Annotated in this window: 23 protein-coding genes; 6 read left to right on the top strand and 17 right to left on the bottom strand. The window is 70.5% G+C overall.

Features of this window, described 5'->3' with window-relative positions:
- Positions 1 to 19 precede the first annotated feature (19 nt).
- The 4 genes from ACWBNA_RS15440 to ACWBNA_RS15455 are packed head-to-tail and all read left to right on the top strand — an operon-like array spanning position 20 to position 3,550.
- Complete coding sequence (locus tag ACWBNA_RS15440; protein WP_482704901.1) at positions 20 to 886, top strand: ABC transporter ATP-binding protein; 867 nt, start codon at positions 20 to 22, stop codon at positions 884 to 886.
- Positions 883 to 1,728 carry an ABC transporter permease gene (locus tag ACWBNA_RS15445; protein ID WP_482704902.1) on the top strand — a complete coding sequence of 282 codons (846 nt, stop codon included), beginning with the start codon at positions 883 to 885 and terminating at the stop codon, positions 1,726 to 1,728. Before ACWBNA_RS15440 ends, ACWBNA_RS15445 begins: the two co-directional genes overlap by 4 nt.
- Positions 1,686 to 2,930: a sensor histidine kinase gene (locus ACWBNA_RS15450; RefSeq protein WP_482704903.1), complete on the top strand. Its 1,245-nt coding sequence runs from the start codon at positions 1,686 to 1,688 to the stop codon at positions 2,928 to 2,930. Before ACWBNA_RS15445 ends, ACWBNA_RS15450 begins: the two co-directional genes overlap by 43 nt.
- Positions 2,927 to 3,550, top strand: a complete 624-nt coding sequence (locus tag ACWBNA_RS15455; RefSeq protein WP_482704904.1) for a response regulator — start codon at positions 2,927 to 2,929, stop codon at positions 3,548 to 3,550. The genes ACWBNA_RS15450 and ACWBNA_RS15455 overlap by 4 nt, the downstream gene beginning before the upstream one ends.
- 215 nt (positions 3,551 to 3,765) lie before the next feature.
- On the opposite strand, the gene hisS is transcribed toward ACWBNA_RS15455, so the two are convergent.
- Together hisS and ACWBNA_RS15465 are read right to left on the bottom strand one after the other, a co-directional pair.
- Positions 3,766 to 5,028 carry a histidine--tRNA ligase gene (gene hisS / locus ACWBNA_RS15460; protein WP_482704905.1) on the bottom strand — a complete coding sequence of 421 codons (1,263 nt, stop codon included), beginning with the start codon at positions 5,026 to 5,028 and terminating at the stop codon, positions 3,766 to 3,768.
- Between the two features lie 13 nt (positions 5,029 to 5,041).
- Positions 5,042 to 5,758: an MBL fold metallo-hydrolase gene (locus tag ACWBNA_RS15465; protein ID WP_482704906.1), complete on the bottom strand. Its 717-nt coding sequence runs from the start codon at positions 5,756 to 5,758 to the stop codon at positions 5,042 to 5,044.
- A gap of 180 nt (positions 5,759 to 5,938) precedes the next feature.
- On the opposite strand from ACWBNA_RS15465, the gene ACWBNA_RS15470 reads away from it, so the two are divergent.
- Together ACWBNA_RS15470 and ACWBNA_RS15475 are read left to right on the top strand one after the other, a co-directional pair.
- Complete coding sequence (locus ACWBNA_RS15470) at positions 5,939 to 6,757, top strand: peptidylprolyl isomerase (RefSeq protein WP_482704907.1); 819 nt, start codon at positions 5,939 to 5,941, stop codon at positions 6,755 to 6,757.
- A 134-nt stretch (positions 6,758 to 6,891) separates the two neighbouring features.
- Positions 6,892 to 8,121: a DUF349 domain-containing protein gene (locus tag ACWBNA_RS15475; RefSeq protein WP_482704908.1), complete on the top strand. Its 1,230-nt coding sequence runs from the start codon at positions 6,892 to 6,894 to the stop codon at positions 8,119 to 8,121.
- Between the two features lie 109 nt (positions 8,122 to 8,230).
- Here the strand turns inward: ACWBNA_RS15475 and ACWBNA_RS15480 are convergent, their stop codons facing one another.
- The 15 genes from ACWBNA_RS15480 to pgsA all read right to left on the bottom strand — a co-directional run bounded on the left by ACWBNA_RS15480 (position 8,231) and on the right by pgsA (position 23,751).
- Entirely contained in the window at positions 8,231 to 10,804 is a 2,574-nt protein-coding gene (locus ACWBNA_RS15480) for a RelA/SpoT family protein (RefSeq protein ID WP_482704909.1), read from the bottom strand.
- A gap of 206 nt (positions 10,805 to 11,010) precedes the next feature.
- Positions 11,011 to 11,550 carry an adenine phosphoribosyltransferase gene (locus tag ACWBNA_RS15485; RefSeq protein ID WP_482704910.1) on the bottom strand — a complete coding sequence of 180 codons (540 nt, stop codon included), beginning with the start codon at positions 11,548 to 11,550 and terminating at the stop codon, positions 11,011 to 11,013.
- Positions 11,547 to 12,665 (bottom strand): protein translocase subunit SecF, encoded by a 1,119-nt coding sequence (secF, locus tag ACWBNA_RS15490; RefSeq protein ID WP_482704911.1) that lies wholly within the window; start codon positions 12,663 to 12,665, stop codon positions 11,547 to 11,549. The genes ACWBNA_RS15485 and secF overlap by 4 nt, the downstream gene beginning before the upstream one ends.
- 1 nt (position 12,666) lies before the next feature.
- Positions 12,667 to 14,445: a protein translocase subunit SecD gene (gene secD, locus ACWBNA_RS15495; protein ID WP_482704912.1), complete on the bottom strand. Its 1,779-nt coding sequence runs from the start codon at positions 14,443 to 14,445 to the stop codon at positions 12,667 to 12,669.
- 133 nt (positions 14,446 to 14,578) lie between these two features.
- Positions 14,579 to 15,103 (bottom strand): preprotein translocase subunit YajC, encoded by a 525-nt coding sequence (gene yajC, locus ACWBNA_RS15500; protein ID WP_482704913.1) that lies wholly within the window; start codon positions 15,101 to 15,103, stop codon positions 14,579 to 14,581.
- 164 nt (positions 15,104 to 15,267) lie between these two features.
- The gene (gene ruvB, locus ACWBNA_RS15505) at positions 15,268 to 16,338 is read right to left on the bottom strand and encodes a Holliday junction branch migration DNA helicase RuvB (protein ID WP_482704914.1); all 1,071 of its coding nucleotides are present in this window, start codon (positions 16,336 to 16,338) and stop codon (positions 15,268 to 15,270) included.
- A gap of 112 nt (positions 16,339 to 16,450) precedes the next feature.
- Entirely contained in the window at positions 16,451 to 17,056 is a 606-nt protein-coding gene (ruvA, locus tag ACWBNA_RS15510) for a Holliday junction branch migration protein RuvA (RefSeq protein ID WP_482704915.1), read from the bottom strand.
- On the bottom strand, positions 17,053 to 17,583 hold the full coding sequence (gene ruvC, locus ACWBNA_RS15515; protein ID WP_482704916.1) for a crossover junction endodeoxyribonuclease RuvC: 531 nt from the start codon (positions 17,581 to 17,583) through the stop codon (positions 17,053 to 17,055). The genes ruvA and ruvC overlap by 4 nt, the downstream gene beginning before the upstream one ends.
- 137 nt (positions 17,584 to 17,720) lie before the next feature.
- Positions 17,721 to 18,473 carry a YebC/PmpR family DNA-binding transcriptional regulator gene (locus tag ACWBNA_RS15520; RefSeq protein ID WP_057614183.1) on the bottom strand — a complete coding sequence of 251 codons (753 nt, stop codon included), beginning with the start codon at positions 18,471 to 18,473 and terminating at the stop codon, positions 17,721 to 17,723.
- Between the two features lie 48 nt (positions 18,474 to 18,521).
- Positions 18,522 to 19,130 (bottom strand): pyridoxal 5'-phosphate synthase glutaminase subunit PdxT, encoded by a 609-nt coding sequence (gene pdxT, locus ACWBNA_RS15525; protein WP_482704917.1) that lies wholly within the window; start codon positions 19,128 to 19,130, stop codon positions 18,522 to 18,524.
- A 24-nt stretch (positions 19,131 to 19,154) separates the two neighbouring features.
- Positions 19,155 to 20,066 carry a pyridoxal 5'-phosphate synthase lyase subunit PdxS gene (pdxS, locus tag ACWBNA_RS15530; protein WP_482704918.1) on the bottom strand — a complete coding sequence of 304 codons (912 nt, stop codon included), beginning with the start codon at positions 20,064 to 20,066 and terminating at the stop codon, positions 19,155 to 19,157.
- A gap of 148 nt (positions 20,067 to 20,214) precedes the next feature.
- A complete protein-coding gene (locus ACWBNA_RS15535) occupies positions 20,215 to 20,757 on the bottom strand; it encodes a hypothetical protein (protein ID WP_482704919.1) in 543 nt (180 codons plus the stop codon).
- Between the two features lie 182 nt (positions 20,758 to 20,939).
- Positions 20,940 to 22,109: a glycosyltransferase family 4 protein gene (locus tag ACWBNA_RS15540; RefSeq protein ID WP_482704920.1), complete on the bottom strand. Its 1,170-nt coding sequence runs from the start codon at positions 22,107 to 22,109 to the stop codon at positions 20,940 to 20,942.
- Positions 22,106 to 23,026: a phosphatidylinositol mannoside acyltransferase gene (locus tag ACWBNA_RS15545; protein WP_482704921.1), complete on the bottom strand. Its 921-nt coding sequence runs from the start codon at positions 23,024 to 23,026 to the stop codon at positions 22,106 to 22,108. Before ACWBNA_RS15545 ends, ACWBNA_RS15540 begins: the two co-directional genes overlap by 4 nt.
- Entirely contained in the window at positions 23,023 to 23,751 is a 729-nt protein-coding gene (gene pgsA / locus ACWBNA_RS15550) for a phosphatidylinositol phosphate synthase (protein WP_482704922.1), read from the bottom strand. The genes ACWBNA_RS15545 and pgsA overlap by 4 nt, the downstream gene beginning before the upstream one ends.
- Positions 23,752 to 23,889: the final 138 nt, after the last annotated feature.

Consider the following 23,889-nt stretch of genomic DNA (forward strand, 5'->3'; position numbering starts at 1 on the left):
CCGGTCGAGGCTCGAACGCATGACAACACACGCGAACGAACTCGCGGTGGACGTACGGGGGCTGCGCAAGCAGTACGGCGACGTGACCGCGGTCGACGGTATCGATCTCGGTATCCGCCGGGGAGAGGTCTTCGGCCTGCTGGGACCCAACGGGGCCGGCAAGAGCACGACGGTGGAGATCCTCCAGGGCAACCGCACCCGGGACGCGGGCGAGGTGTCCGTACTGGGTGCGGATCCGGCGCACGGCACGCGCGCGTGGCGCTCACGGGTGGGAATCGTCTGGCAGGACGAATCCGCACCCGCGGAGTTGACCGTCCGCGAGACCGTGCGGCACTTCGCCCGCTACTACCCAAGGCCCAGAGACCCGGAGGAGGTCATCGGCCTGGTCGGTCTGCAGGCCAAGGCGGGCAACCGGATCAAGGCCCTCTCGGGCGGGCAGCGCCGACGGCTGGACGTCGCGCTCGGCGTGATCGGCGGCCCCGAACTGCTCCTCCTGGACGAGCCGACGACGGGATTCGACCCGGCGGCGCGGCGCCAGTTCTGGGACCTGATCCGCAAGCTGTCCGCCGAGGGCACGACCATCGTGCTGACCACGCACTACCTGGAGGAGGCGGAGGCCCTCGCGGACCGGCTGGCCGTCGTCGCCCAGGGGCGGGTCGTCGCCGAGGGCGACCCGGCGGGCCTGCGGGAGCGGTACGGCACGGGCGCCACCGTCGCGTGGACCGACCCGGACGGCACCCCGCGCGCGGAACACACGGACACGCCGACCAGGACGGTCGGCGCGCTCATGAGCCGCTTCGACGGCGAGATCCCCGGGCTGCGGGTGAGCCGCCCCACGCTGGAGGACGTCTATCTCCGGCTGACCGGACAGGAGGACGCGCGATGACCACGACCGCCGTACGGCCACGGACTCAGGCGCTCGCCGAACGGCTGCCCGGCGTCTGGGGCATCGGTCTTGGGCGCGGCGCCCTGGAACTGCGGCAGTTCTTCCGGCAGCGCGACCATGTGGTGTTCACCTTCGCCTTCCCGGTGGTGTTCCTGTTCCTGTTCGCGTCGATCTTCCGCGACGACGTGCGGGGCGCGGGCATCAACGCCTCGCAGCTGTACGTCCCGGCGATGATGGCCGCCGGCATCATGTCGACGAGTTTCCAGTCCCTCGGCGTCTCGATCGCCATCGAGCGGGACGAGAAGGTGCTGCGGCGGCTGCGCGGCACGCCGATGCCTCCGGCGGCGTACTTCCTCGGCAAGATCTGGCTGGTTCTGGTCACCGGCCTGCTGGAGACCGCGATCCTGCTGCTCGTCGGCACGGCCTTCTACGACATCGATCTGCCCTCGGACGCGGGGCGTTGGTTCCACTTCGCCTGGATCTTCGTCCTCGGTCTGACCGCGTGCTCGCTGCTCGGGATCGCGGTCAGCTCGGTCCCGAAGACCGGCAAGAGCGCGACCTCCGTGGTCGTACTCCCGTTCCTGGTCCTGCAGTTCATCTCCGGCGTGTACATCGCGATCGACACCATCCCGGGCTGGATGCTGAACATCGGCGCGCTGTTCCCGCTGAAGTGGATGTGCCAGGGGCTGCGCGGAGTGTTCCTGCCGGAGTCGGCGCAGGTTCTGGAGCAGGCCGGCGACTGGGAGTTCGGGCGGATCGCCCTGGTGCTGGGGGCGTGGTGCGTCGGAGGATTGCTGCTGTGTCTGCTGACCTTCCGGTGGAAGAACCGGCGCGACGGGTGACCGACCCGGACGACGTCGTCAGCGCCTACACCTGGGCGCGGTCGTTCCGGATCTGGGACACCTACTTCGCGCTCATCTGGCTGGCCACCCTGGTGTTCGTGCTCGGCACGGCGAACCCGGGGTGGCCGGTCCGGCTCACCGCGGCGGCGCTGCTCGTGCCCCTGATCCCCCTGTTCGTGTGCGTGGGGCGGCCCATCCTGCGGGGTGATCCGCCCGAGGAACGACAGGCCCTCGGCTACCTGGTCGCGGCGATGGCGCTGTTCCTGCCGTCGGCGATCCTCGTGGGCGAGACACGGCTGATGACCTTCGCGCTGGTTCCCCAGTGCTTCATGTCGCTGCGGATCCGGCGGGCACTGACGGCGGTGGCCGTCATCAATCTCGCACCCGTGGTCGGCTGGGCCCTGCTGTGGTGGCCGAGCGACCAGGACGTCTTCTTCAACGGGCTGTTCGCCGTGGTGACCCTCGTCTTCTCGGTGGCCGTGGGCACCTGGGTCATCCGGATCATCGAGCAGAGCCAGGAGCGGGCCGAGCTGATCGCCGAACTCGACGCGAGCCGCCACGAGGTCTCCCGGCTGTCGGCCGCCCACGGCGCCCTGGCCGAGCGGGAGCGGATGGCCCGGGAGATCCACGACACGCTCGCGCAGGGCTTCACCAGCCTGCTGATGCTGGTGCAGGCCGTCGAGGCGGAGCTCGACCACGACGTGTCCCAGGCCCGCCGGCATCTCGCGCTGATGGACGAGACGGCCCGGCTCAACCTCGCCGAGGCCCGCGCCCTGGTCACCGGAGGCGCTCCCGCGGACCTGGCCGGCGCCTCCCTGCCGGACGCGCTGCGCAGACTGGCCGCCCGCCACGAGGCCACGCTGGAGATGACCGGACCGGTACGACCCCTGCCCGCCGGTCCCGAGGTGGTCGCGCTGCGCGCCTGTCAGGAGGCGCTGGCCAACACCCGTAAACACGCCGGGAGTTCGACGGTCGGCATCACCGTCGGGTACACCGACGACTCGCTCACCGTGTCCATACGCGACGACGGCCGCGGCTTCGACCCGTCCACCGCCGGCACCGGTGCCGGGGGCTACGGTCTGGCGGGGTTGCGGGCCCGGGTCGTCGAGGCGGGCGGGACGGCCCAGGTGCGCAGTGCCCCCGGCGACGGCACGACGGTGACCGTCCGCCTGCCCGTACCGCCCCCGAGGAGTTCACCGTGATCCGGATCATCCTGGCCGACGACCATCCCGTCGTACGGGAGGGACTGCGGGCGATGCTGAGCGCGGAACCGGACCTGGAGGTGGTCGCCGACGCGTCCAGCGGGCCGCAGGCGGAGGCGCTGGCGGCGGCACTCCGGCCCGACATCGTGCTGATGGACCTCCGGATGCCGGGCGGCGGGGGCGTGGACTCCATCGCGCGGATGAGCGAGGCCGGGCTGCCGTGCCGGGTGATCGTCCTGACGACCTACGAGACCGACCGGGACATCCTACGGGCGGTGGAGGCGGGGGCGGCGGGTTATCTGCTGAAGGATCTGCCGCGGGGAGAACTGGCGGAGGCGGTGCGGGCGGCAGCTCGCGGCGAGACGGTGCTGGCCCCCTCCGTCGCCGCCCGCCTGGTCGACCGACTCCGCACCCGCCCGGAGCGGCCCCGGCTGTCGGAGCGGGAGACGGCGGTGCTGCGGCTGGTGGCGGAGGGGTGCACGAACGCGGAGATCGGGCGCCTGTTGTTCATCGGGGAGTCGACCGTGAAAACCCATCTTCTGCGGGCCTTCGGCAAGTTGGGCGTGGACGACCGCACGGCGGCGGTGACGAGCGCGATGCGGCACGGACTGCTCGACTGAGGGAGCCCGCCCCCGCCGCCCCTTCCCTGGGGGCTACTGCCCCCAGACCCCCGCTTCGGCCCTGAAGGGGCCTCGTCCTCAAACGCCGGACGGGCTGATTTCAGCCCCTCCGGCGTTTGAGGAGCGGGGGTTTGGGGGCGGAGCCCTCAAGGTCGGAAACGGGAAGGGGCGGCGGGGGCGAAGAAACAACCCCGCGCGCACCCCCGTCACCCCCCTCAGCCCAGCCTCGACTCCAGTTCCGCCACGATCTCGTTGACCCCCACCGCCGTCTGCTCCCCGGACTCCATGTCCTTGAGCTGGACGACACCCTCGGCGAGGTCGCGCTCACCGGCGACGATCGTGTAGCGGGCCCCGCTGCGATTGGCGTTCTTCATGGCGCCCTTCAGCCCCTTGGGGCCGTAGGAGAAGTCCGCCGCGATACCCACCTTGCGCAGCTCGGTCACCTTGGCGAACAGCACCCGGCGGGCCTCCTCGCCGAGCGGTACCGCGAACACGCTGGTGAGGGACGGCAGTTCGAGCGCGACGCCCTCCGCCTCCAGGGCCAGGACCGTGCGGTCCACACCCAGCGCCCAGCCGACGGACGGCAGCGCGGGACCGCCGATCATCTCGGACAGGCCGTCGTAGCGGCCGCCGCCGCCCACCGCGGACTGGGAACCGAGACCGTCGTGGACGAACTCGAAGGTCGTACGCGTGTAGTAGTCCAGGCCGCGCACCAGCCTCGGGTCGTCCTCGAAGGAGACGCCCGCGGCCGTGATCAGCTCGCGCACCTCCTCGTGGTACGCCTTGCAGGCGTCGCAGAGGTAGTCGCGCAGGAGCGGGGCGTCGGTGAGCTGCTTCTGGACGTCCTGGCGCTTGTCGTCGAGCACCCGCAGGGGGTTGATCTCGGCGCGGCGCAGGGTGTCCTCGTCCAGGTCAAGGCCGCGCAGAAAGTCCTGCAGGGCGGCCCGGTACACCGGACGGCACTCCTTGTCGCCCAGGCTGTTCAGGAGGATGCGGAAGTCGCGCAGGCCCAGCGAGCGGTACGCCTGGTCGGCAAGGATGATCAGCTCGGCGTCCAGCGCCGGGTCCTCGGCGCCGATCGCCTCGGCGCCGACCTGGGAGAAGTGCCGGTACCGGCCCGCCTGCGGCTTCTCGTACCGGTAGTACGAGCCCGAGTACCAGAGCTTGACCGGCAGGTTGCCCTGCTTGTGCAGGTTCGCCTCCAGGGCGGCGCGCAGCACGGACGCCGTGCCCTCCGGGCGCAGGGCCAGCTGGTCGCCTCCCTTGGTCTCGAAGGCGTACATCTCCTTGCTGACGATGTCGGTGGACTCACCCACACCGCGCGCGAACAGGTTGACGTCCTCGAAGCCGGGCGTCTCGACGTAGCCGTAGCCGGAGTTGCGCAGCGGGGCGGCGATCGCCTCGCGCACCGCGAGGAACTTCGCGGAACGCGGCGGAATCAGGTCGTACGTGCCCTTGGGGGCCTGAAAGGTGCTCACGGAAGGTCTCTCGTCACATTCCTCGTCGGGGAGGGGCGTGCGTACCCGCTCCCTGGCCGCCGGTCGCCACCTGCCGCAGATACGGGTTGGTGGCGCGCTCCTGGCCGATGGTCGTCTGGGGGCCATGACCGGACAGCACCACGGTCGAGTCCTCGAGCGGCAGGCACACGCGGGCCAGCGAGTCGAGCATCTCGTCCATGTCACCGCCGGGCAGGTCGGTGCGTCCGATGGAGCCGGCGAACAGCAGGTCGCCCGAGAAGAAGACCGGCGGGATGTCCGCGGCCTCGGGCATCCCGAAGGTCACCGACCCCTTGGTATGGCCGGGCGCGTGCGCGACGGACAGCTCGAGGCCCGCGAGCTCCAGCTTCGCGCCGTCGGTCAGCTCCTTGACGTCGTCCGGCTCCCCCACGGTCAGCTCGCCCATCAGCTGCGTCCCGATGGATCGGCCGAGCCCCATCGACGGGTCGGTCATCATGTACCGGTCCTCGGGGTGGATCCACGCCGGTACGCCGTGCGCGCCGCACACCGGGACGACCGAGGCCACGTGGTCGATGTGGCCGTGCGTGAGGACGACGGCGACGGGCTTGAGCCGATGCTTCTTCAGCGTCTCCTCGACTCCCTGGGCGGCCTGGTGGCCGGGGTCGATGATCACGCACTCCTCACCGGCGGCGGGGGCGACGAGATAACAGTTCGTCCCCCAGGCCCCGGCGGGGAACCCGGCAATGAGCACGATCGTCCTTCGTTTGTGTCGATACGGGTGGGCTTCGGAATGGCTGCGCCTGTGGTCAGAGCCTACCGGCGCTGCCGATTCCTCAGCGAACCCATATACGGTACGGGGCACACGCAGGCGGTCGGCTCACAAGACGCACGCGTCCCAGCAGGGGTACGAGACGCATGAGGAGAGAATCCGGTGGTCACCCAGGAACAGCGGAAGCGGCAGCTCGCCCGGGAGAAGTTCTTGCGGCAGCAGCAGCGGCGCACAGCCGCGCGACGCAAGGCGCGCATGCGCAACTCGGTGATCGCGTCGGTGCTCGGCGTGGTCGTGATCGGCAGCGTCGCGCTGTACACGACCGGCGCCCTCAAGGACGACGACAAGACCAACGCGAGCTCCGAGTCGACTCCGAGCGCGGCGGCGACCAGCAAGGCGCCGGACCCGTGCGAGAAGGCCGCCGCGGGCAAGGTCAAGACGGCGACCTGGAAGAAGGAGCCGGCGGTCACCATCGACAAGTCGGCGAAGTACACGATGACGTTGGCGACGACGTGCGGTGACATAGACATCGCGATGAAGACGTCGGCCGCGCCGCACACCGTGAACTCGTTCAGCTTCCTCGCCGGCAAGGGCTACTTCGACCACACCAAGTGCCACCGGCTCACCACCAACGGCATCTACGTGCTGCAGTGCGGCGACCCGACCGGCTCCGGCAGCGGCGGCCCCGGCTACACGATCCCGGACGAGAACCTGAAGGACAAAAGCCTGAAGTCCAACATCTACCCGGCGGGCACGGTCGCGATGGCGAACACCGGCCAGGCGCACACCGGCGGCAGCCAGTTCTTCCTCGTCTACCAGGACAGCCAGTTGCCGCCCAGCTACACGCCGTTCGGCACGATTTCAGAGGGCGGCATGAAGGTCCTGAAGAAGATCGCGGCCGCCGGTGAGAGCACCGGAGCGGGCGACGGAGCGCCCAACGCAACGGTCGTCATCAACAAGGCAACCGTCACCAAATCCTGACTGCCAACTGCGAAATTTCGGTCGCGCGGGATGCGGACAGGCAACCCGCCGGTCGCCTATGTTGGCCGTGACGAAACTGTGGACGATGCTCGGGGGCGCTGAGGCCCTCGCAGGCATCATTTGGAGGAGGCGCTGTGAGCAGCGACCCGTGGGGCCGCGTCGACGAGACGGGGACCGTGTACGTGCGTACGGCCGACGGCGAGCAGGTCGTCGGTTCCTGGCAGGCCGGCTCCCCTGACGAGGCACTGGCCTACTTCGAGCGCAAGTACGAGGGCCTGGTGGTCGAGATCGGCCTCCTCGAAAAGCGAGTCAAGACCACCGACCTGTCGGCGAAGGACGCGCAGGCCGCGATCGACCACATCCGCGAGCAGGTCGACGCGCACCACGCGGTCGGCGACCTGGACGCCCTGCGGGTCCGGCTGGACAAGCTCGTGGAGACCGTCGAGAAGCGTCGCGAGGAGCGCAAGCAGCAGCGCGCGAAGCAGTCCGACGAGGCGCGTCACGCCAAGGAGGCGCTGGTCACCGAGGCGGAGGAGCTGGCGCAGTCGGACCAGTGGCGGGCGGCCGGTGAGCGGCTGCGCGCCCTGGTGGACACCTGGAAGGGCCTGCCGCGCCTGGACCGCAAGTCGGACGACGAGCTGTGGCACCGCTTCTCGCACGCCCGCTCGGCGTTCTCCAAGCGGCGCAAGGCGCACTTCGCGTCGCTGGACGCGCAGCGCGAGGAGGCCCGCAAGACGAAGGAGCGCCTGGTCGGCGAGGCCGAGGCGCTGTCCGGTTCGACGGACTGGGGTCCGACGGCCGCGCGCTACCGCGAGCTGATGGCCGAGTGGAAGGCCGCGGGCCGCGCCCAGCGCGAGCACGAGGACGACCTGTGGAACCGCTTCCGCGGCGCCCAGGACGTCTTCTTCGCCGCCCGCAGCTCGGTCTTCGCCGAGCGGGACGCCGAACAGTCCGAGAACCTGAAGCTGAAGGAGGAGCTGGCCGAGGAGGCCGAGAAGCTCCTGCCGATCGGTGACCTCAAGAGCGCGCGCGCCGCGTTCCGCTCGCTCAACGAGCGCTGGGAGGCCATCGGCCATGTGCCGCGCGACGCGCGGCCGAAGGTCGAGGGCCGGATGCACGCGGTCGAGCGGGCCCTCCAGGAGGCCGAGGAGACCGAGTGGCGCCGGTCGAACCCGGAGGCACGCGCGCGTGCCGAGGGTCTGACCGGCCAGCTCCAGGCGGCGGTCGACAAGCTGCAGAACCAGATCGAGCAGGCGCGGACCCAGGGCAACAACGCCAGGGCCGACAAGCTCGCCAGGGAGCTGGAGGGTCGCCAGGCCCTGCTGGACCAGGCGCTGAAGGGTCTGCAGGAGTTCGGCGGCTGACGCTCGCCACGCACGTACGAGGAGGGGCTCCCGAACCTTGCCGGTTCGAGAGCCCCTCCTCGTGTGCGGTGTCGGTGCTTACCCGCTGCTTCGTGTGCGGTGCCGGTGCTTACCTGCTGCGCGCCGACGTCACCCGGTACACGTCGTACACGCCCTCGACTCCCCTGACCGCCTTCAGGACGTGCCCGAGGTGCTTCGGGTCGCCCATCTCGAAGGTGAAGCGGGAGGTCGCCACGCGGTCGCGGGAGGTCTGGACGGCCGCGGACAGGATGTTGACGTGCTGGTCGGACAGGACGCGTGTGACGTCCGACAGGAGCCGGGAGCGGTCCAGCGCCTCGACCTGGATGGCGACCAGGAAGACCGAGGACTGGGTGGGCGCCCACTCGACCTCGAGGATGCGCTCGGGCTCGCGGGACAGTGAGTCCACGTTCACGCAGTCGCTGCGGTGAACCGATACGCCACTACCGCGCGTGACGAACCCTATGATCGGGTCGCCGGGGACGGGCGTACAGCAGCGGGCGAGCTTGACCCACACGTCGTCGACGCCCTTGACCACGACACCCGGGTCGGTGCTGGTACGGCGCTTGCGGCCGCGACCGCGGGACGGCGGGACCGACTCGTCGATCTCCTCGGTGGCCGCCTCCTCGCCGCCGAGCGCCTGGACGAGCTTCTGCACGACGTTCTGTGCGGAGACGTGGCCCTCGCCGATCGCCGCGTACAGCGCGGAGATGTCCGGGTAGCGCATCTCGTGGGCGAGCGTCACGAGGGAGTCGCCGGTCAGGATGCGCTGGATCGGCAGGTTCTGTTTGCGCATGGCGCGGACGATGGCGTCCTTGCCCTGCTCGATCGCCTCGTCGCGGCGCTCCTTGGAGAACCACGCCCTGATCTTGTTGCGGGCGCGCGGCGACTTCACGAAGTTCAGCCAGTCCCGGGACGGCCCGGCACCGGCCGCCTTGGACGTGAAGACCTCCACCAGGTCGCCGTTGTCCAGGGTGGACTCCAGCGGCACCAGGCGGCCGTTGACGCGGGCGCCTATGGTGCGGTGGCCCACCTCGGTGTGCACCGCGTACGAGAAGTCCACGGGTGTGGCGCCGGCCGGCAGCGCTATCACGTCGCCCTTCGGCGTGAAGACGAAGACCTCGTTGCGCGACAGGTCGAAGCGCAGGGACTCCAGGAACTCGCCGGGGTCCTCGGTCTCCTTCTGCCAGTCGAGGAGCTGGCGCAGCCACGCCATGTCGTTGAGGTGGTCGTCCTTGCCGGTGGTCCTCGGCTGGTCGGAGCGCACCTTGGAGGCGCCGGCGACGGCCTCCTGCTTGTACTTCCAGTGCGCGGCGATGCCGTACTCGGCGCGGCGGTGCATGTCGAACGTACGGATCTGGAGTTCGACCGGCTTGCCGTTGGGCCCGATGACCGTCGTGTGCAGCGACTGGTACATGTTGAACTTGGGCATCGCGATGTAGTCCTTGAACCGGCCGGGGACCGGGTTCCATCGCGCGTGGACCGTGCCGAGGGCCGCGTAGCAGTCGCGGACCGTGTCGACCAGGACACGGATACCCACCAGGTCGTAGATCTCCGCGAAGTCACGGCCGCGGACGATCATCTTCTGGTAGACGCTGTAGTAGTGCTTCGGGCGGCCGGTGACGGTCGCCTTGATACGGGCGGCTCGCAGGTCGGACTGGACCTCGTCGGTCACTATGGCGAGGTACTCGTCGCGCTTGGGGGCGCGCTCGGCGACCAGGCGGACGATCTCGTCGTACATCTTGGGGTAGAGGATCGCGAAGGCGAGGTCCTCCAGCTCCCACTTGATGGTGTTCATGCCCAGCCGGTGGGCGAGCGGCGCGTAGATCTCCAGGGTCTCGCGCGCCTTCTTCTCCTGCTTCTCGCGCTTGAGGTAGCGCATGGTGCGCATGTTGTGCAGGCGGTCGGCGAGCTTGATGACCAGGACACGCGGGTCCTTGGCCATGGCGACGACCATCTTGCGCACGGTCTCGGCCTGCGCGGCCTCGCCGAACTTGACCTTGTCCAGCTTGGTGACGCCGTCGACGAGGAGGGCGACGGAGTCGCCGAAGTCACGGCGGAGCTGGTCGAGGCCGTACTCGGTGTCCTCGACGGTGTCGTGCAGGAGCCCGGCCATGAGGGTGGCGGGGTCCATGCCCAGCTCGGCGAGGATCGTGGTCACCGCGAGCGGGTGCGTGATGTACGGGTCGCCGCTCTTGCGCTTCTGGCCGCGGTGCCAGCGCTCGGCGACCTGGTAGGCCTTCTCGATCTGGCGCAGCGTCGCCGTCTCGATCTTGGGGTCGTTGCTGCGCACTATCCGCAGCAGCGGTTCGAGGACCGGGTTGTACGGGTTGGAGCGCTGTACGCCCAGCCGGGCGAGGCGGGCCCGTACGCGGTTGGAGGAGCCGGTGCGGGCGGGCTGGCCCGCGGTGGGGCGGATCGCGGGCGAGTTCGTGGCCTGCTGGGGCGCCGGGGTGCCCGCCGCTCGCGCGGCGTCGGGGGTGGGCGGGACGGGCTTGGGACGCGCCTGCTCGGCCGACTTGTCGACGGGCGCCGACTGGGCGTGCTCGACCGGCCCGCGGGGGTCGTTCTTCGCCTGGGCCGCGTCGGTCGGCGCGGGCTTGGCCGCGGGACCCGAGGCGGAGTCGGGCTTTGCGGCGGTCAGGTGTTGGGCCTCGTCTGGCAAGAGGACTCCTCGTGCGCGATCCGGGTCCCCCGGTCAGGCTCCGGAGACCCCATGGTAGCGAGCCTGCGCCCAAGGATCGCCTTCAGCCCGATGTGAGGGCCGTCTACCGCTGAAACGCGAGAGGCGGGCACCGGAATCCTCCGGGCCCGCCACTGCGGTGTCCTGCGGGTGGTACACGCCCCTCACAGGCGTCGTGACACGGGTGCTCAGACCTTGAGGAGCGCCTCCAGCGGGGCGCCGGCGAGGGCCGGCTCCAGCCGGGCACGGCCGCCCAGGAAGCCCAGCTCCATCAGGACGGCGAGGCCCGCGATCTCGGCGCCCGCCCGGCGGATGAGCTGGATCGACGCCTCGGCCGTGCCACCGGTGGCGAGGACGTCGTCGACGACCAGGACGCGGTCGGCCACGCTCAGGTCCTCGGCGTGCACCTCGATCTCGGCGGAGCCGTACTCCAGGTCGTACGCCTGGCTGAGCGTCGCTCCGGGGAGCTTGCCCGCCTTGCGCACGGGAACGAAGCCGAGACCGGCACGGACGGCCACCGGGGCGCCGAGGATGAAGCCGCGGGCCTCCAGGCCGACGATCTTCGTGGCACCGGCGTCCGCGGCGATCACCGCGAGGGCGTCGGTGAGCGCGGTGAACGCCGCCGGGTCCGCCAGGAGCGGGGTGATGTCCTTGAACATCACGCCCGGCTCCGGGTAGTCCGCCACGTCCCGGATCCGGCTGAGCAGCAGTTCCTCGATGCCGGTCATCGGCGCTTCCCGGAGGGTCGGCCACGGCCCCGGTTGCGGGCCGCGGGCTGGCTGCGGGGACCGACGACCGCCGGAGTGGCGTCCTCCGGCTCGTCGTCGTACCCGTCGTCGAGGACCTCGTTCTCCGGGGTCTCACCCTTCGCGGCGGCCTGCGCACGCTTGGCGAGTACGCGCTTCTTGAGGGCCTTCATCTGCGGCTCGCGCTCCTTGAGGTCGGCGACGAGCGGCGTGGCGATGAAGATCGAGGAGTACGCGCCGGCCGCGAGGCCGACGAACAGCGACAGCGAGATGTCGTTCAGCATGCCCGCGCCGAGGACAGCGCCACCGATGAAGAGCAGGGCGCCGACCGGCAGCAGCGCGACCACGGTGGTGTTGACCGAGCGGACCAGCGTGCTGTTGATCGAGCGGTTGGCGACGTCGCTGTAGGTCCAGCGGGTCTGCTTGGTGATGTCCTTGGTCTGCTCCTTGAGGCTGTCGAAGACGACGACCGTGTCGTAGAGCGAGTAACCGAGAATGGTCAGCAGACCGATCACCGTGCCCGGCGTGACCTCGAAGCCGACGAGGGCGTAGATGCCGACCGTGATGGTGATGTCGTGGATCAGTGCGACGAACGCGGCGAGCGCCATACGCCACTCGAAGGCGATCGCCAGGTAGATCACCACCAGGACCAAGAAGATCCCGAGGCCCTGCCAGGCCTTGTTGGCGACCTGGTCACCCCAGCTGGGGCCGACCAGGTCGGCGTTGATCTGCTCGCTGTCGACCTTCAGGTCCTTGGCGAGCTCCTGCTTGATCTGGCCGGACTTGTCGGTGTCGATGCCCGCGATCTGGATGCGCATGCTGCCGTCGCCGAGCTTCTGGACGATCGCGTCGTGCCCGGAGGCCTCCTCCGCGTACGTCTCCGCCTGCGACACCGAGACGCTGGTGTTCTTCGGGGTGGTGAAGACGGCACCGCCCTCGAACTCGATGCCCATGTTCAGGCCGCGCACCGCCAGGCCGACGATGGCCGTGATGGTGATCAGGATCGAGAGGCCGTACCAGATCTTGCGGTTGCCGACGAAGTCGTAGCCGACCTCGCCACGGTGCAGTCGGGCGCCGAGGTTGCCGAGCTTCGACATCTCACGCCTCCTTCGGGTCGACAGGGCCGGCGGCAGGCTGGGCGGGACGGCGGGAGCGGCGCAGCGGGGGCTTGGCGCCCAGTCGCTTGGGGTCGAGGCCGGACCAGCTGTGACCGCTCGAGAAGAACTTGCTGCGCGCGACGAACGTCAGCAGCGGCTTGGTGAACAGGAAGACGACCACCACGTCGAGGAGGGTGGTCAGACCCAGCGTGAACGCGAAGCCCTGGACCTTGCCGACCGTCACGATGAAGAGCACCGCGGCGGCGAGGAACGACACGAAGTCGGAGACCAGGATGGTGCGCCGGGCGCGTGGCCAGGCCCGCTCGACGGCGGGGCGCAGCGTGCGGCCCTCGCGGATCTCGTCCCGGACCCGTTCGAAGTACACGATGAACGAGTCCGCGGTGATGCCGATCGCGACGATCGCACCGCACACGGCCGGGAGGTTCAGCGCGAAGCCGATGCCCGGGCCGAGCAGCGCCATGATCACGTAAGTGAGGGCCGCGGAGACCAGCAGCGACGCGACGGCGATGAGCGCCAGGCCGCGGTAGTACGCCACCAGGTAGATGACGACCAGGGCGAGACCGATCGCGCCCGCGATCAGACCGGCCTTCAGCTGCTCGCCACCGAGCGCGGCGGTCACCGTGGTGACGCTGTCCTCCTTGAAGGTCAGCGGCAGGGCGCCGTACGACAGCATGTTGGCCAGGCTCTCGGCCGACTCCTGGTTGAAGTTGCCGGAGATCTCCGCGTTGCCACCGGTCAGCGCCTGGCTGACGGACGGGTCGGAGACCACCTCGCCGTCGAGGACGATGGCGAACTGGTTCTGCGGGGGCTGGTTCTGCGCCAGCTTGCCGGTGATGTCGCCGAACTTCTTGGCGCCGCCGCCCGTGAAGTCCATGGTGACGGTCCAGCCGGCGCCGGTCGTCGTGTTGAGGACGGCCTTTGCCTCCTCCACGTCGGTGCCGTCGACCTCGGCCGGGCCCAGGACGTACTTCTGCCACTGACCCGACGAGTTCTGGCCGCAGGCCACGGTGGAGTCGGTGGGCTTGGCGCCGTCGCCGGCCTTGGCGCGGACCGTCGGCTTCGTGCAGTCGAGGGCGGCGTACTGGGCCTCGAGCTTGCCGGCCGCCGCGCTGGAGTCACCGCCGCTCGCGGACGGGGAGGCGTCGGCACTCGCGGAGGCCGAGGCGCTCGCCGACGGGGTCGGGTCGGCCTTCAAGGCGTCGGTGACCGCGCGGCCCTGCGAGGTGGAGGTCGCCGACGGGGTGGTGGAGCTGGAGGGGGAAGACGACGAGGTCGCCTTGTCCGTGGCCTTGTCGCCGCTCGGCGCGCTGCTGGAGGCGCTCGGCGACGGGCTGGCCGTGGCGGCCGCGCCCGAGACCTCGGTGGCGAGGACCGGCCGGAAGTACAGCTTGGCGGTGGTGCCGACCTGCTTCTGGGCCTCCTCGGAGTTCGTACCCTTGGGGATGTTGACGATGATGTTCCTGTCGCCCTGGGTCTGAACCTCGGCCTCCGAGACACCAAGACCGTTGACGCGGCGGTTCATGATGTCGACCGCTGTGTCCATGTTGGTCTTGTTGATCGCGGATTCCTGGCCGGCCTCCGGGACCGCCCGGAGCGTGATGCTCGTACCACCGGCAAGGTCGATGCCGAGACGCGGAGTGGTGTGCCCGGAGAGGAACATGCCTCCGGTGAGCGCCACGATGGCGATCAGGATGAGGGCCAGCGAGCGCCCTGGCTTGCTCTGGGCGCTCGCGCTCCGGCCCTTCTTAGGTGCTGCCACCTTCTCGTACTCCCTCTCGGGCCGTCTCGCGCCGGATCTGCGGGCGGGACGGCCATGACTGGTGTCGGGATCCCGTGCGAGCTGTGCACGTCCGGGGGCACGCGGAGCCGGCCCGCGCGCCCGGGGAGTGCGACTACTTCGCCTGGGAGTCGCCGTCGGTCTTCTTCGGCTCCTCGTCCGTCTTCGCCTCGGCGGCCTCGGTGTCGGCCGGGGTCTCGGCGGGCTCCTCGGCCTTGTCCTCGGCCGTGTCCTTCTTACCGAGGTCGACGGGCTTGTCGTCGGAAGCGGCGGCAGCGTCGGCGGCGGACTCGTCGGTCTCGGTGAGGGAGGAGGCGTCGTCCGGGACGACGTCGGAGTCGGACTTCAGGTCGTGCTCGACGCCGTGGACGATGCGGTTGTACTCGTCGTCCGACAGGACGGCACCGATCGCGTTCTTCGCGAAGAGAAGGTCGACGCCCGGACCGGCGTCGACGAGGACCGTGTCCTCGTTGACTTCCTTGACCGTCGCGTACATGCCCCCGATGGTGCGGATGCCACTGCCGGGCTGCATGTCGTTCCGCATGTTCGCGGCCGCCTGCTGCTTCTTCTTGGCCGAGCGGGTCATCAGGAACATGGCCCCGATGAGCACGATGAACGGGAGGAGGGTCACGAGACTCACGGGTCGGTACTTCCTTCACGTGACCGCGATGGTGAGCGGCCTGATGGTTGGGGGTGTGTGCACCGCCGACAAAGGCGGCATCGGCGGAGTCTAAGCGAGTCCGCGCGCATGGAACAACGTTCAGCATGGCACCAGGGTTCCAGCCCCGGCCACCACGCTCGTCGTCACGCCCCGAACAGGTCCTGTTGTCCGTTTCCGGTGGCCGTGGAGCGGGGCGGGGTGAGGCCGAGATGCGCCCACGCCGCGGGCGTGCCCACCCGTCCGCGCGGAGTGCGGGCGAGCAGGCCCTCCCGGACGAGGAAGGGTTCGGCGACCTCCTCCACGGTCTCACGCTCCTCCCCCACGGCGACGGCGAGCGTCGACAGGCCGACCGGGCCGCCGCCGAACAGCTTGAGCAGGGCCTCCAGGACCGCGCGGTCGAGACGGTCCAGGCCGCGGGCGTCGACCTCGTACACCGCGAGAGCGGCTTCGGCGATGGGGCGGGTGATGAGACCGTCGGCCTTGACCTGGGCGTAGTCGCGGACGCGGCGCAGCAGACGGTTGGCGATACGGGGCGTGCCGCGGGACCGGCCGGCGATCTCGGCGGCGCCGTCGGTGTCGATCTCGACGTCGAGCAGGTGCGCCGAGCGGTGGATGACGCGCTCAAGCTCGGCGGGCTCGTAGAACTCCATGTGCCCGGTGAAGCCGAAGCGGTCGCGCAGCGGGGGCGGCAGCAGACCCGCGCGCGTGGTGGCGCCGACCAGCGTGAACGGGGGCAGTTCGAGCGGGATGGCGGTGGCGCCGGGACCCTTGCCGACGATCACGTCGACGCGGAAGTCCTCCATCGCCATGTAGAGCATCTCCTCGGCGGGCCGGGACATGCGGTGGATCTCGTCGAGGAAGAGGACCTCGCCCTCCTGGAGGGAGGACAGGATCGCGGCCAGGTCGCCGGCGTGCTGGATGGCGGGGCCGCTGGTGATGCGGATCGGGGCGTTCATCTCGGCCGCGATGATCATCGACAGGGTGGTCTTGCCGAGGCCGGGGGCGCCGGAGAGCAGCACGTGGTCGGCGGTGGCGCCACGCGCGCGTGCGGCGCGCAGGACGAGGTCGAGCTGTTCGCGGACCTTCTCCTGGCCGATGAACTCGCCGAGGTCCTTGGGGCGCAGGGCGGCCTCGACGGCCTGGTCCTCACCATCTGCTGACGCGCCGACGAGCCGCTCGGCGGCGGGGGTGTCGGTCGTGTCGTCCCAGTTCACTGCAGTTCTCCTCGCGGTGGCGCGCCCGTCGGTCGGCCGGCCGGGGGTCCGGGGGCCGTCTCCCGCAAGACACGCATCGAGTGTGCCTCGTGGTGGCGCGGTGGTTCGGCGTTCAGCGGGCTCGGTTCAGGCTCTGCAGGGCCGCCTTCAGCAGCTGGCCGACCTGGGGCGGGCCGCCGGCCGCCTCCGCCTGCGGGGTCACGGCGGACACGGCCTCGTCGGCCTCCCGGGTCGCGTAGCCGAGGCCGATCAGGGCGGCGTGCAGCTGGTCGCGCCAGCCGGTGCTGATCGCGGTGCCCACCGCGGGCGCGCCGATCGGCTCGCCGAGACGGTCCTTCAGCTCCAGCAGCAGCTTCTGGGCGCCCTTCTTACCGATGCCGGGGACGGCGATCAGCGTCTTCTCGTCTCCGGTGGACACGGCCCGGCGCAGGGTGTCCGGTGCGTGCACGGCGAGCATGGCCTGGGCGAGCCGCGGTCCGACACCGCTGGCGGTCTGGAGCAGTTCGAAGGTCTGCCGCTCGTCGTCGTCCGCGAAGCCGTACAGGGTCAGCGAGTCCTCGCGGACCACCAGGGAGGTGGCCAGCTTGGTCTGCTGGCCCATGCGCAGCCCGGAGAGGGTGTTCGGCGTGCACTGGACGGCGATGCCGATCCCGCCCACCTCGACCACCGCGGAGTCGGGGGCGAGGGCGGCGACGGGACCGCTGACGAAGGCGATCATGCCGTACGGCCTTTCGATGCGTGCAGGGCGACGGCCTGCTGGAGTCGGTTCTGGGCGGGGGCGCGCCAGATGTGGCAGATGGCGAGCGCGAGGGCGTCGGCGGCGTCGGCGGGCTTCGGCGGTGCGTGGAGCCGCAGCAGCCGCGTGACCATGGCGCCGACCTGGGCCTTGTCGGCGCGGCCACTGCCGGTGACGGCGGCCTTGACCTCGCTCGGGGTGTGCAGGGCGACGGGGATGCCGCGGCGGGCGGCGCACAGCATGGCGACGGCGCTGGCCTGGGCGGTGCCCATCACGGTGCGGACGTTGTGCTGGCTGAACACCCGCTCCACGGCGACGTATTCGGGCCGGTACTCGTCCAGCCACTGCTCGATGCCCTGCTCGATCGCGACGAGGCGCTGCCCCAACTCGGCGTCCGCCGGCGTCCGTACGACACCGACGCCGAGCATGGTGAGCGGCCGGCCCGCGACCCCCTCGACGACACCGACACCGCACCGCGTGAGTCCGGGGTCCACCCCGAGTACGCGCACGCCGCCCTCCCTTCGATCGCCTGTTTGGGCAGGTTATCGGGTGCCACCGACAACGGCCGCCAGCGACGCCCGGCAAGGCGACGGGCCGACGGGGCGTGTCCCGTCGGCCCGTTGAGACCGTTCCGCCCGCGGCGGCGTTACGCGTCGACCTTCTCCATGACCTCGTCGCTGACGTCGAAGTTGGCGAAGACGTTCTGCACGTCGTCGCTGTCCTCGAGCGCGTCGATCAGCTTGAAGATCTTCTTCGCGCCCTCCTCGTCCAGTTCGACCTGCATGGTCGGGACGAAGTTGGCGTCGGCGGAGTCGTAGTCGATGCCGGCGTCCTGGAGGGCGGTGCGGACCGCGACCAGGTCGGTGGCCTCGCTGATGACCTCGAAGGACTCACCGAGGTCGTTGACCTCCTCGGCGCCCGCATCCAGGACGGCGCCGAGCACGTCGTCCTCGCCCAGCTCGCCCTTGGGGACGATGACGACGCCCTTGCGGTTGAAGAGGTACGACACCGAGCCCGGGTCGGCCATGGAGCCGCCGTTGCGGGTCATGGCGACGCGGACGTCGGAGGCGGCGCGGTTGCGGTTGTCGGTGAGGCACTCGATGAGCACCGCGACACCGTTGGGGCCGTAACCCTCGTACATGATCGTCTCGTAGTCGGCGCCACCGGCCTCGAGACCGCCGCCGCGCTTGACCGCGGAGTCGATGTTCTTGTTCGGGACCGACGACTTCTTCGCCTTCTGGATGGCGTCGTAGAGAGTCGGGTTGCCCTCGATGTCGACGCCGCCCATCCGGGCCGCGACCTCGATGTTCTTGATCAGCTTCGCGAAGAGCTTGCCGCGTTTGGCGTCGATCACGGCCTTCTTGTGCTTCGTCGTAGCCCATTTAGAGTGGCCGGACATCTGCCTGTCTCCTTCGCGTAACCCAACTCCGTACGAACGCCAGAGATCCTACAAGGACTCCGCCGTCCGGTTCGCGCGCACCATGTCGACGAACAGGGCGTGCACGCGGTGGTCACCGGTCAGTTCCGGGTGGAACGACGTGGCGAGCGCGTTGCCCTGGCGAACCGCGACGATGTGGCCCTCGTGCTCGGCGAGCACTTCGGTCTCGGCGCCGACGGACTCGACCCAGGGGGCGCGGATGAACACGCCCTCCACAGGATCGCCCGCAACGCCCGTCACGTCGAGCGAGGCCTCGAAGGACTCGTTCTGGCGTCCGAAGGCGTTGCGGCGCACGATCATGTCGATGCCGCCGATCGTCTCCTGGCCCGAGCGCGGGTCGAGGATCTTGTCGGCGAGCATGATCATGCCCGCGCAGGTGCCGTAGACGGGCATGCCGGCGCGCACGCGCGCGCGGAGCGGCTCCATCACGCCGAACAGGACGGCCAGCTTGGAGATGGTGGTGGACTCGCCGCCGGGGATGACCAGGCCGTCCACCTCGGCAAGCTCTTCGGGGCGCCGCACCGGCCTGGCCACGGCGTCGGCCGCGGCCAGGGCGATGAGGTGCTCCCGTACGTCGCCCTGGAGTGCCAGGACGCCTATGACAGGTGCGTCAGTCATGTAAGTGCAGTCCTCAGGGGGGGCTTACCAGCCGCGGTTGGCGTAGCGCTCGGCCTCGGGGAGGGTGTCGCAGTTGATGCCGACCATGGCCTCGCCGAGGTTGCGGGACGCGTCCGCGATGATCTTCGGGTCGTCGTAGAAGGTGGTCGCCTTCACGATGGCGGCGGCGCGCTTGGCCGGGTCGCCGGACTTGAAGATGCCCGAGCCGACGAAGACGCCCTCGGCGCCGAGCTGGCGCATCAGCGCGGCGTCGGCGGGGGTGGCGACGCCGCCGGCGGAGAACAGCACGACCGGGAGCCTGCCGAGCTCGGCGACCTCCTTGACGATCTCGTACGGGGCGCGCAGCTCCTTGGCGGCGGCGTACAGCTCGTTGTTGTCGTAGCCACGCAGGCGGGCGATCTCGTTCTTGATCTGGCGCAGGTGGCGGACCGCCTCGACGACGTTGCCGGTGCCGGCCTCGCCCTTGGAGCGGATCATCGCGGCGCCCTCGGCTATGCGGCGCAGGGCCTCGCCCAGGTTGGTGGCACCACAGACGAACGGGGTGGTGAACGCCCACTTGTCGGAGTGGTTGACCTCGTCGGCCGGGGTGAGGACCTCGGACTCGTCGATGTAGTCGACACCGAGGGACTGCAGGACCTGGGCCTCGACGAAGTGTCCGATGCGGGACTTGGCCATGACCGGGATCGAGACGGCCTCGATGATCTCCTCGATCATGGTCGGGTCCGACATGCGGGCCACGCCGCCGTCCTTGCGGATGTCCGCCGGAACCCGCTCCAGGGCCATGACGGCCACGGCGCCCGCGTCCTCGGCGATCTTGGCCTGCTCGGCGTTGACGACGTCCATGATCACGCCGCCCTTGAGCTGCTCGGCCATGCCGCGCTTCACGCGCGCGGTGCCGGTCTCGGGGGTCTGGTTGTCGGAGAACGTGCTGGACACGGGTGACCTCGCTGAAGTGAAAGAGGAATCTGCAGCACCGAGGAAACGCGAGAGAAGCAGTCCACAGCAAGGGCCAATGGACAGACGGTGGATCGTTTTCCCGCGAGGGGCCGGTGAGAGTGGCTCGGGCCCGTGCGCAGGGCAGGCCCTAAGCCGGGCGATCGGCCAGGGCCGCGGGCGGCTCGTCGTCCATCTCGAAGGCCAACGGGAACGGCGCGTGCCCCGCCAGCCGGAACCAGCGCACCTTGCGGTGCCGGCGCAGTGCCCGGGCCGCCCGTACGGAGTCGTTGTGGAAGCGCCGGGCCATCGGAACCCTGCGCACCGCCTCGGTCAGTTCCCGGATGGCCTGCTCTCCCCCCGGGGCCTCCCGTACCGCCTCCACCTGCTGCGTCTCGGCGAACACGGCCCGCAGCGCCTGGCTCAGGTCGCTCTCCGCGACCTCCCGCTGCTCTTCCTCGGCCTGCCGGGCGGCATGCGCGGCCTCGTACAGGACGATCGAGGCAGCCGGGTCGAGCACGCCGGAGGTGGCCAGTTCCTGGGTCACCGAGGCGCGGCGCAGCAGTTGGGCGTCGAGACCGGCGCGCGTGGCGTCGATGCGGGCGTGCAGCCGGTCGAGCCGCCCGGCCGTCCAGCTCAGGTAGAGGCCGATCGCGACCAGCGCGACGAGGATCCAGATCAGGGTTGCGGTCACGGGCGGCAAGGCTACCGGGGCGCTCCGCTGGGGTTGGCCGGGTGTCGCGCGGGGCGTTGAAGCGGGCGTTCCGGGGGCTGCCGCCCCCGGGCCCCCGCTTCGGCCCGAACGGCCTCGTCCTCAGACGCCGGACGGGCTGAGATTGCCTGGACCGTCGTCGGCACACACTCCCCGAGGACTCGTCAGTCCCGCGCCAGTCCCAGCCGCGCCCGCAACCCCGGCGCCCGCTCGTCGTCCGCCGCGGCGACCGCCGCCGCGCCCGAGGTCACCGTCTCGTAGACGGACAGGATGTCCGCGCCGACCGTCGACCAGTCGAACCGGCGTACGTGCGCGCTGCCTCGCTCGCGCAGCTCGGCCAGCCGTACCGGGTCCCCGAGCAGCCGGACGGCGGCCTCGGCGAGCGCGTCCGCGTCCTCGTTGGCGAACAGCTCGCCCGCCGCGCCCTGGTCGAGCACCTGGGTGAAGGCGTCCAGGTCCGAGGCCAGCACCGGGGCCCCCGCCGACATCGCCTCGACCAGGATGATCCCGAAGCTCTCGCCTCCGGTGTTGGGGGCGACGTACAGGTCGACACTGCGCAGGAAACGGGCCTTGTCCACGTCGCTGACCATGCCGAGGAACTCGACGCGGGGGCGGAGTTCGGCGGGCAGCGACTCGACCGCCTCCTTCTCGTCGCCGCGCCCGGCGACCAGCAGCCGGGTCTGCGGGCGCTCGGCGAGGATCTTCGGCAGGGCCCTCATCAGCACCGGCAGACCCTTGCGGGGCTCGTCGATGCGGCCGACGAAGCCGATCGTGTCGCCCTGCCACTCGGGCTTGGGTTCGGCCCGGGCGAAGAAGTCGACGTCGACGCCGTTCGGGATCACCACGGCGTCGCCGCCGAGGTGTTCGACGAGCGTGCGGCGGGCGTACTCGCTGACGGCTATCCGCGCGCTGATCTTCTCCAGGGCGGCCTGCAGGATCGAGTACGCGGCGAGCATGGCCCGGGAGCGCGGGTTGGAGGTGTGGAAGGTGGCGACGATGGGCCCCTGAGCGGCCCAGCACGCCAGCAGGCCGAGGGACGGCGAGGCCGGCTCGTGGATGTGGATGACGTCGAACTCGCCGTCGTGCAGCCAGCGCCGCACCCGGGCCGCCGACAGGAAGCCGAAGTTCAGGCGGGCCACCGAGCCGTTGTACGGCACCGGCACCGCGCGGCCGGCCGAGACGACGTACGGCGGCAGCGGGGTGTCGTCGTCGGCCGGGGCGAGGACGGAGACCTCGTGGCCGAGGCGGATGAAGTACTCGGCGAGATCGCGGATGTGGAACTGGACGCCACCCGGTACGTCCCAGGAGTACGGGCAGACGATGCCGATCCTCACGCCGTCCCCCCGGCGGGAGAACGCGCGGGATCAAGGTCCTTGAGCCACAAGCGCTGCAGCATGTGCCAGTCCTCCGGATGTTCGGCGATCCCTGTGGCGAAGGCATCGGCCAGCGCCTGTGCCATGACAGACGTCTTCTCGGCCCGCGTACCTGACTCGGGGACCTCGATCGGGGGGTGCACACGGCCCCGCATCACCGGTGAGTCGTCGTACCAGAGGGTCACCGGCAGCAGCAGCGCGCCGGTCTGCTGGGCGAGCAGCGCCGGACCGGCCGGGATCCGGGTGGCCTCGCCGAAGAACCGGACCTCGACGCCGGAGGAGGACAGGTCCCGTTCGGCGACCAGGCAGACCAGGCCGCCGTCGCGCAGCCGCCGGGCCAGCGTGCCGAAGGCGGTACCGCCGCTGTGCGGGAGGACCTCCATGCCGAGGCCCTCGCGGTAGGCGACGAAACGGTCGTACAGCGTCTCCGGCTTGAGGCGCTCGGCGACCGTGGTGAAGGGCGTGTCGAGCTTGGTGGTGACCCAGGCGCCGGCGAGGTCCCAGTTGGCCATGTGCGGCAGCGCGAGGATCACGCCCTTGCCGGCCGCGAGGCCGTCGGTGAGGTAATGCAGATCCTTGGCCTCGAAGCCGCTCCTGACGCGCTCGGCGCTCCAGGCGGGGAGCCGGAAGGACTCCATCCAGTAGCGCAGGTACGAGCGCATGCCCGCGCGCGAGAGCTCGGCGAGGCGCTCGGGAGTGGCGTCGGGCACCACGCGCGCGTAGTTGCTCTCCAGCCGTTGGACGCCCTTGCCGCGCCGTTTCCAGGCGAGGTCGGCGATGGTCCGGCCGAGCCGCACGGCGACCGGCTCGGGGAGCTTCTTCACCACTCCCCAGCCAAGGCCGTACAGCGCGTCGGCGGCCCGCTCCTGCGCGCTCACTTCGCCGCCTCACTCCCGTGCGTCTCCTGCCGGGCGGCGGCCTCCGCCTCGGCGGACTCCCGGCGGACCGTGACGACCCGCTGGATCAGCGTGACCAGGCTGCCGACGGCCACGACCCACAGGGCGATCGGCAGCAGGTACTGGATACCGGGTACCCCGAACTTGTGCAGGCCCGCGAGCCCGGCCAGGACCAGGGCGATCACCAGGCGCTCGGCACGCTCGACGAGTCCGTTGACGGCGACCGGCAGGCCGATCGACTCGCCACGGGCCTTCGTGTACGACACCACCTGGCCGCTCGCCAGGCAGAAGATGGAGACGGCGCACAGGGCGTTGTCGTCGCCGTGCCCGGCGTACCAGAGGGCGAAGCCGCCGAAGATCGCGCCGTCGGCGACCCGGTCCAGCGTGGAGTCCAGGAAGGCGCCCCAGCGGCTGGAGCGGCCGAGCTGGCGGGCCATGTTTCCGTCGACGAGGTCGGAGAACACGAACAGTGTGATCACGATCGTGCCCCAGAAGAACTCGCCCATGGGGTAGAAGACCAGCGCGCCCGCGACCACACCGGCGGTGCCGATGAGCGTCACCGTGTCCGGGCTGACGCCCAGCCGGATGAGAAACGCGGCGAACGGTGTGAGGACACGCGTGAAGAATGCACGCGCGTACTTGTTCAGCATGGCCTTCCCGAGGGTCGGTGTGGCCGAGCGGCCCCTGCTGGCCACCGGCTGGCCCATCGTAGCCACGCGCGCGCGTGGCCGACGGCCGGGCACCACGTCCTGTGATCCGGCGTACCGCCCGCGACCGACGGTGGACCGCGGGATCGCGTCCGTCGTATGGACGCACCGTGACGGGAGTGGAAAGCTCGAAGAACA

The sequence above is a fragment of the Streptomyces sp. Q2 genome, from assembly GCF_056820935.1.

What these genes read in the sequence shown, in the direction of transcription:
- ACWBNA_RS15440 (WP_482704901.1), top strand. Translation starts at nt 20, where the DNA reads ATGACAACACACGCGAACGAACTCGCGGTGGACGTACGGGGGCTGCGC.
- ACWBNA_RS15445 (WP_482704902.1), top strand. Translation starts at nt 883, where the DNA reads ATGACCACGACCGCCGTACGGCCACGGACTCAGGCGCTCGCCGAACGG.
- ACWBNA_RS15485 (WP_482704910.1), bottom strand. Translation starts at nt 11,550, where the DNA reads ATGACCGGCATCGAGGAACTGCTGCTCAGCCGGATCCGGGACGTGGCG.
- secF (WP_482704911.1), bottom strand. Translation starts at nt 12,665, where the DNA reads ATGTCGAAGCTCGGCAACCTCGGCGCCCGACTGCACCGTGGCGAGGTC.
- ruvA (WP_482704915.1), bottom strand. Translation starts at nt 17,056, where the DNA reads ATGATCGCCTTCGTCAGCGGTCCCGTCGCCGCCCTCGCCCCCGACTCC.
- ACWBNA_RS15520 (WP_057614183.1), bottom strand. Translation starts at nt 18,473, where the DNA reads ATGTCCGGCCACTCTAAATGGGCTACGACGAAGCACAAGAAGGCCGTG.
- pdxT (WP_482704917.1), bottom strand. Translation starts at nt 19,130, where the DNA reads ATGACTGACGCACCTGTCATAGGCGTCCTGGCACTCCAGGGCGACGTA.
- pgsA (WP_482704922.1), bottom strand. Translation starts at nt 23,751, where the DNA reads ATGGGCCAGCCGGTGGCCAGCAGGGGCCGCTCGGCCACACCGACCCTC.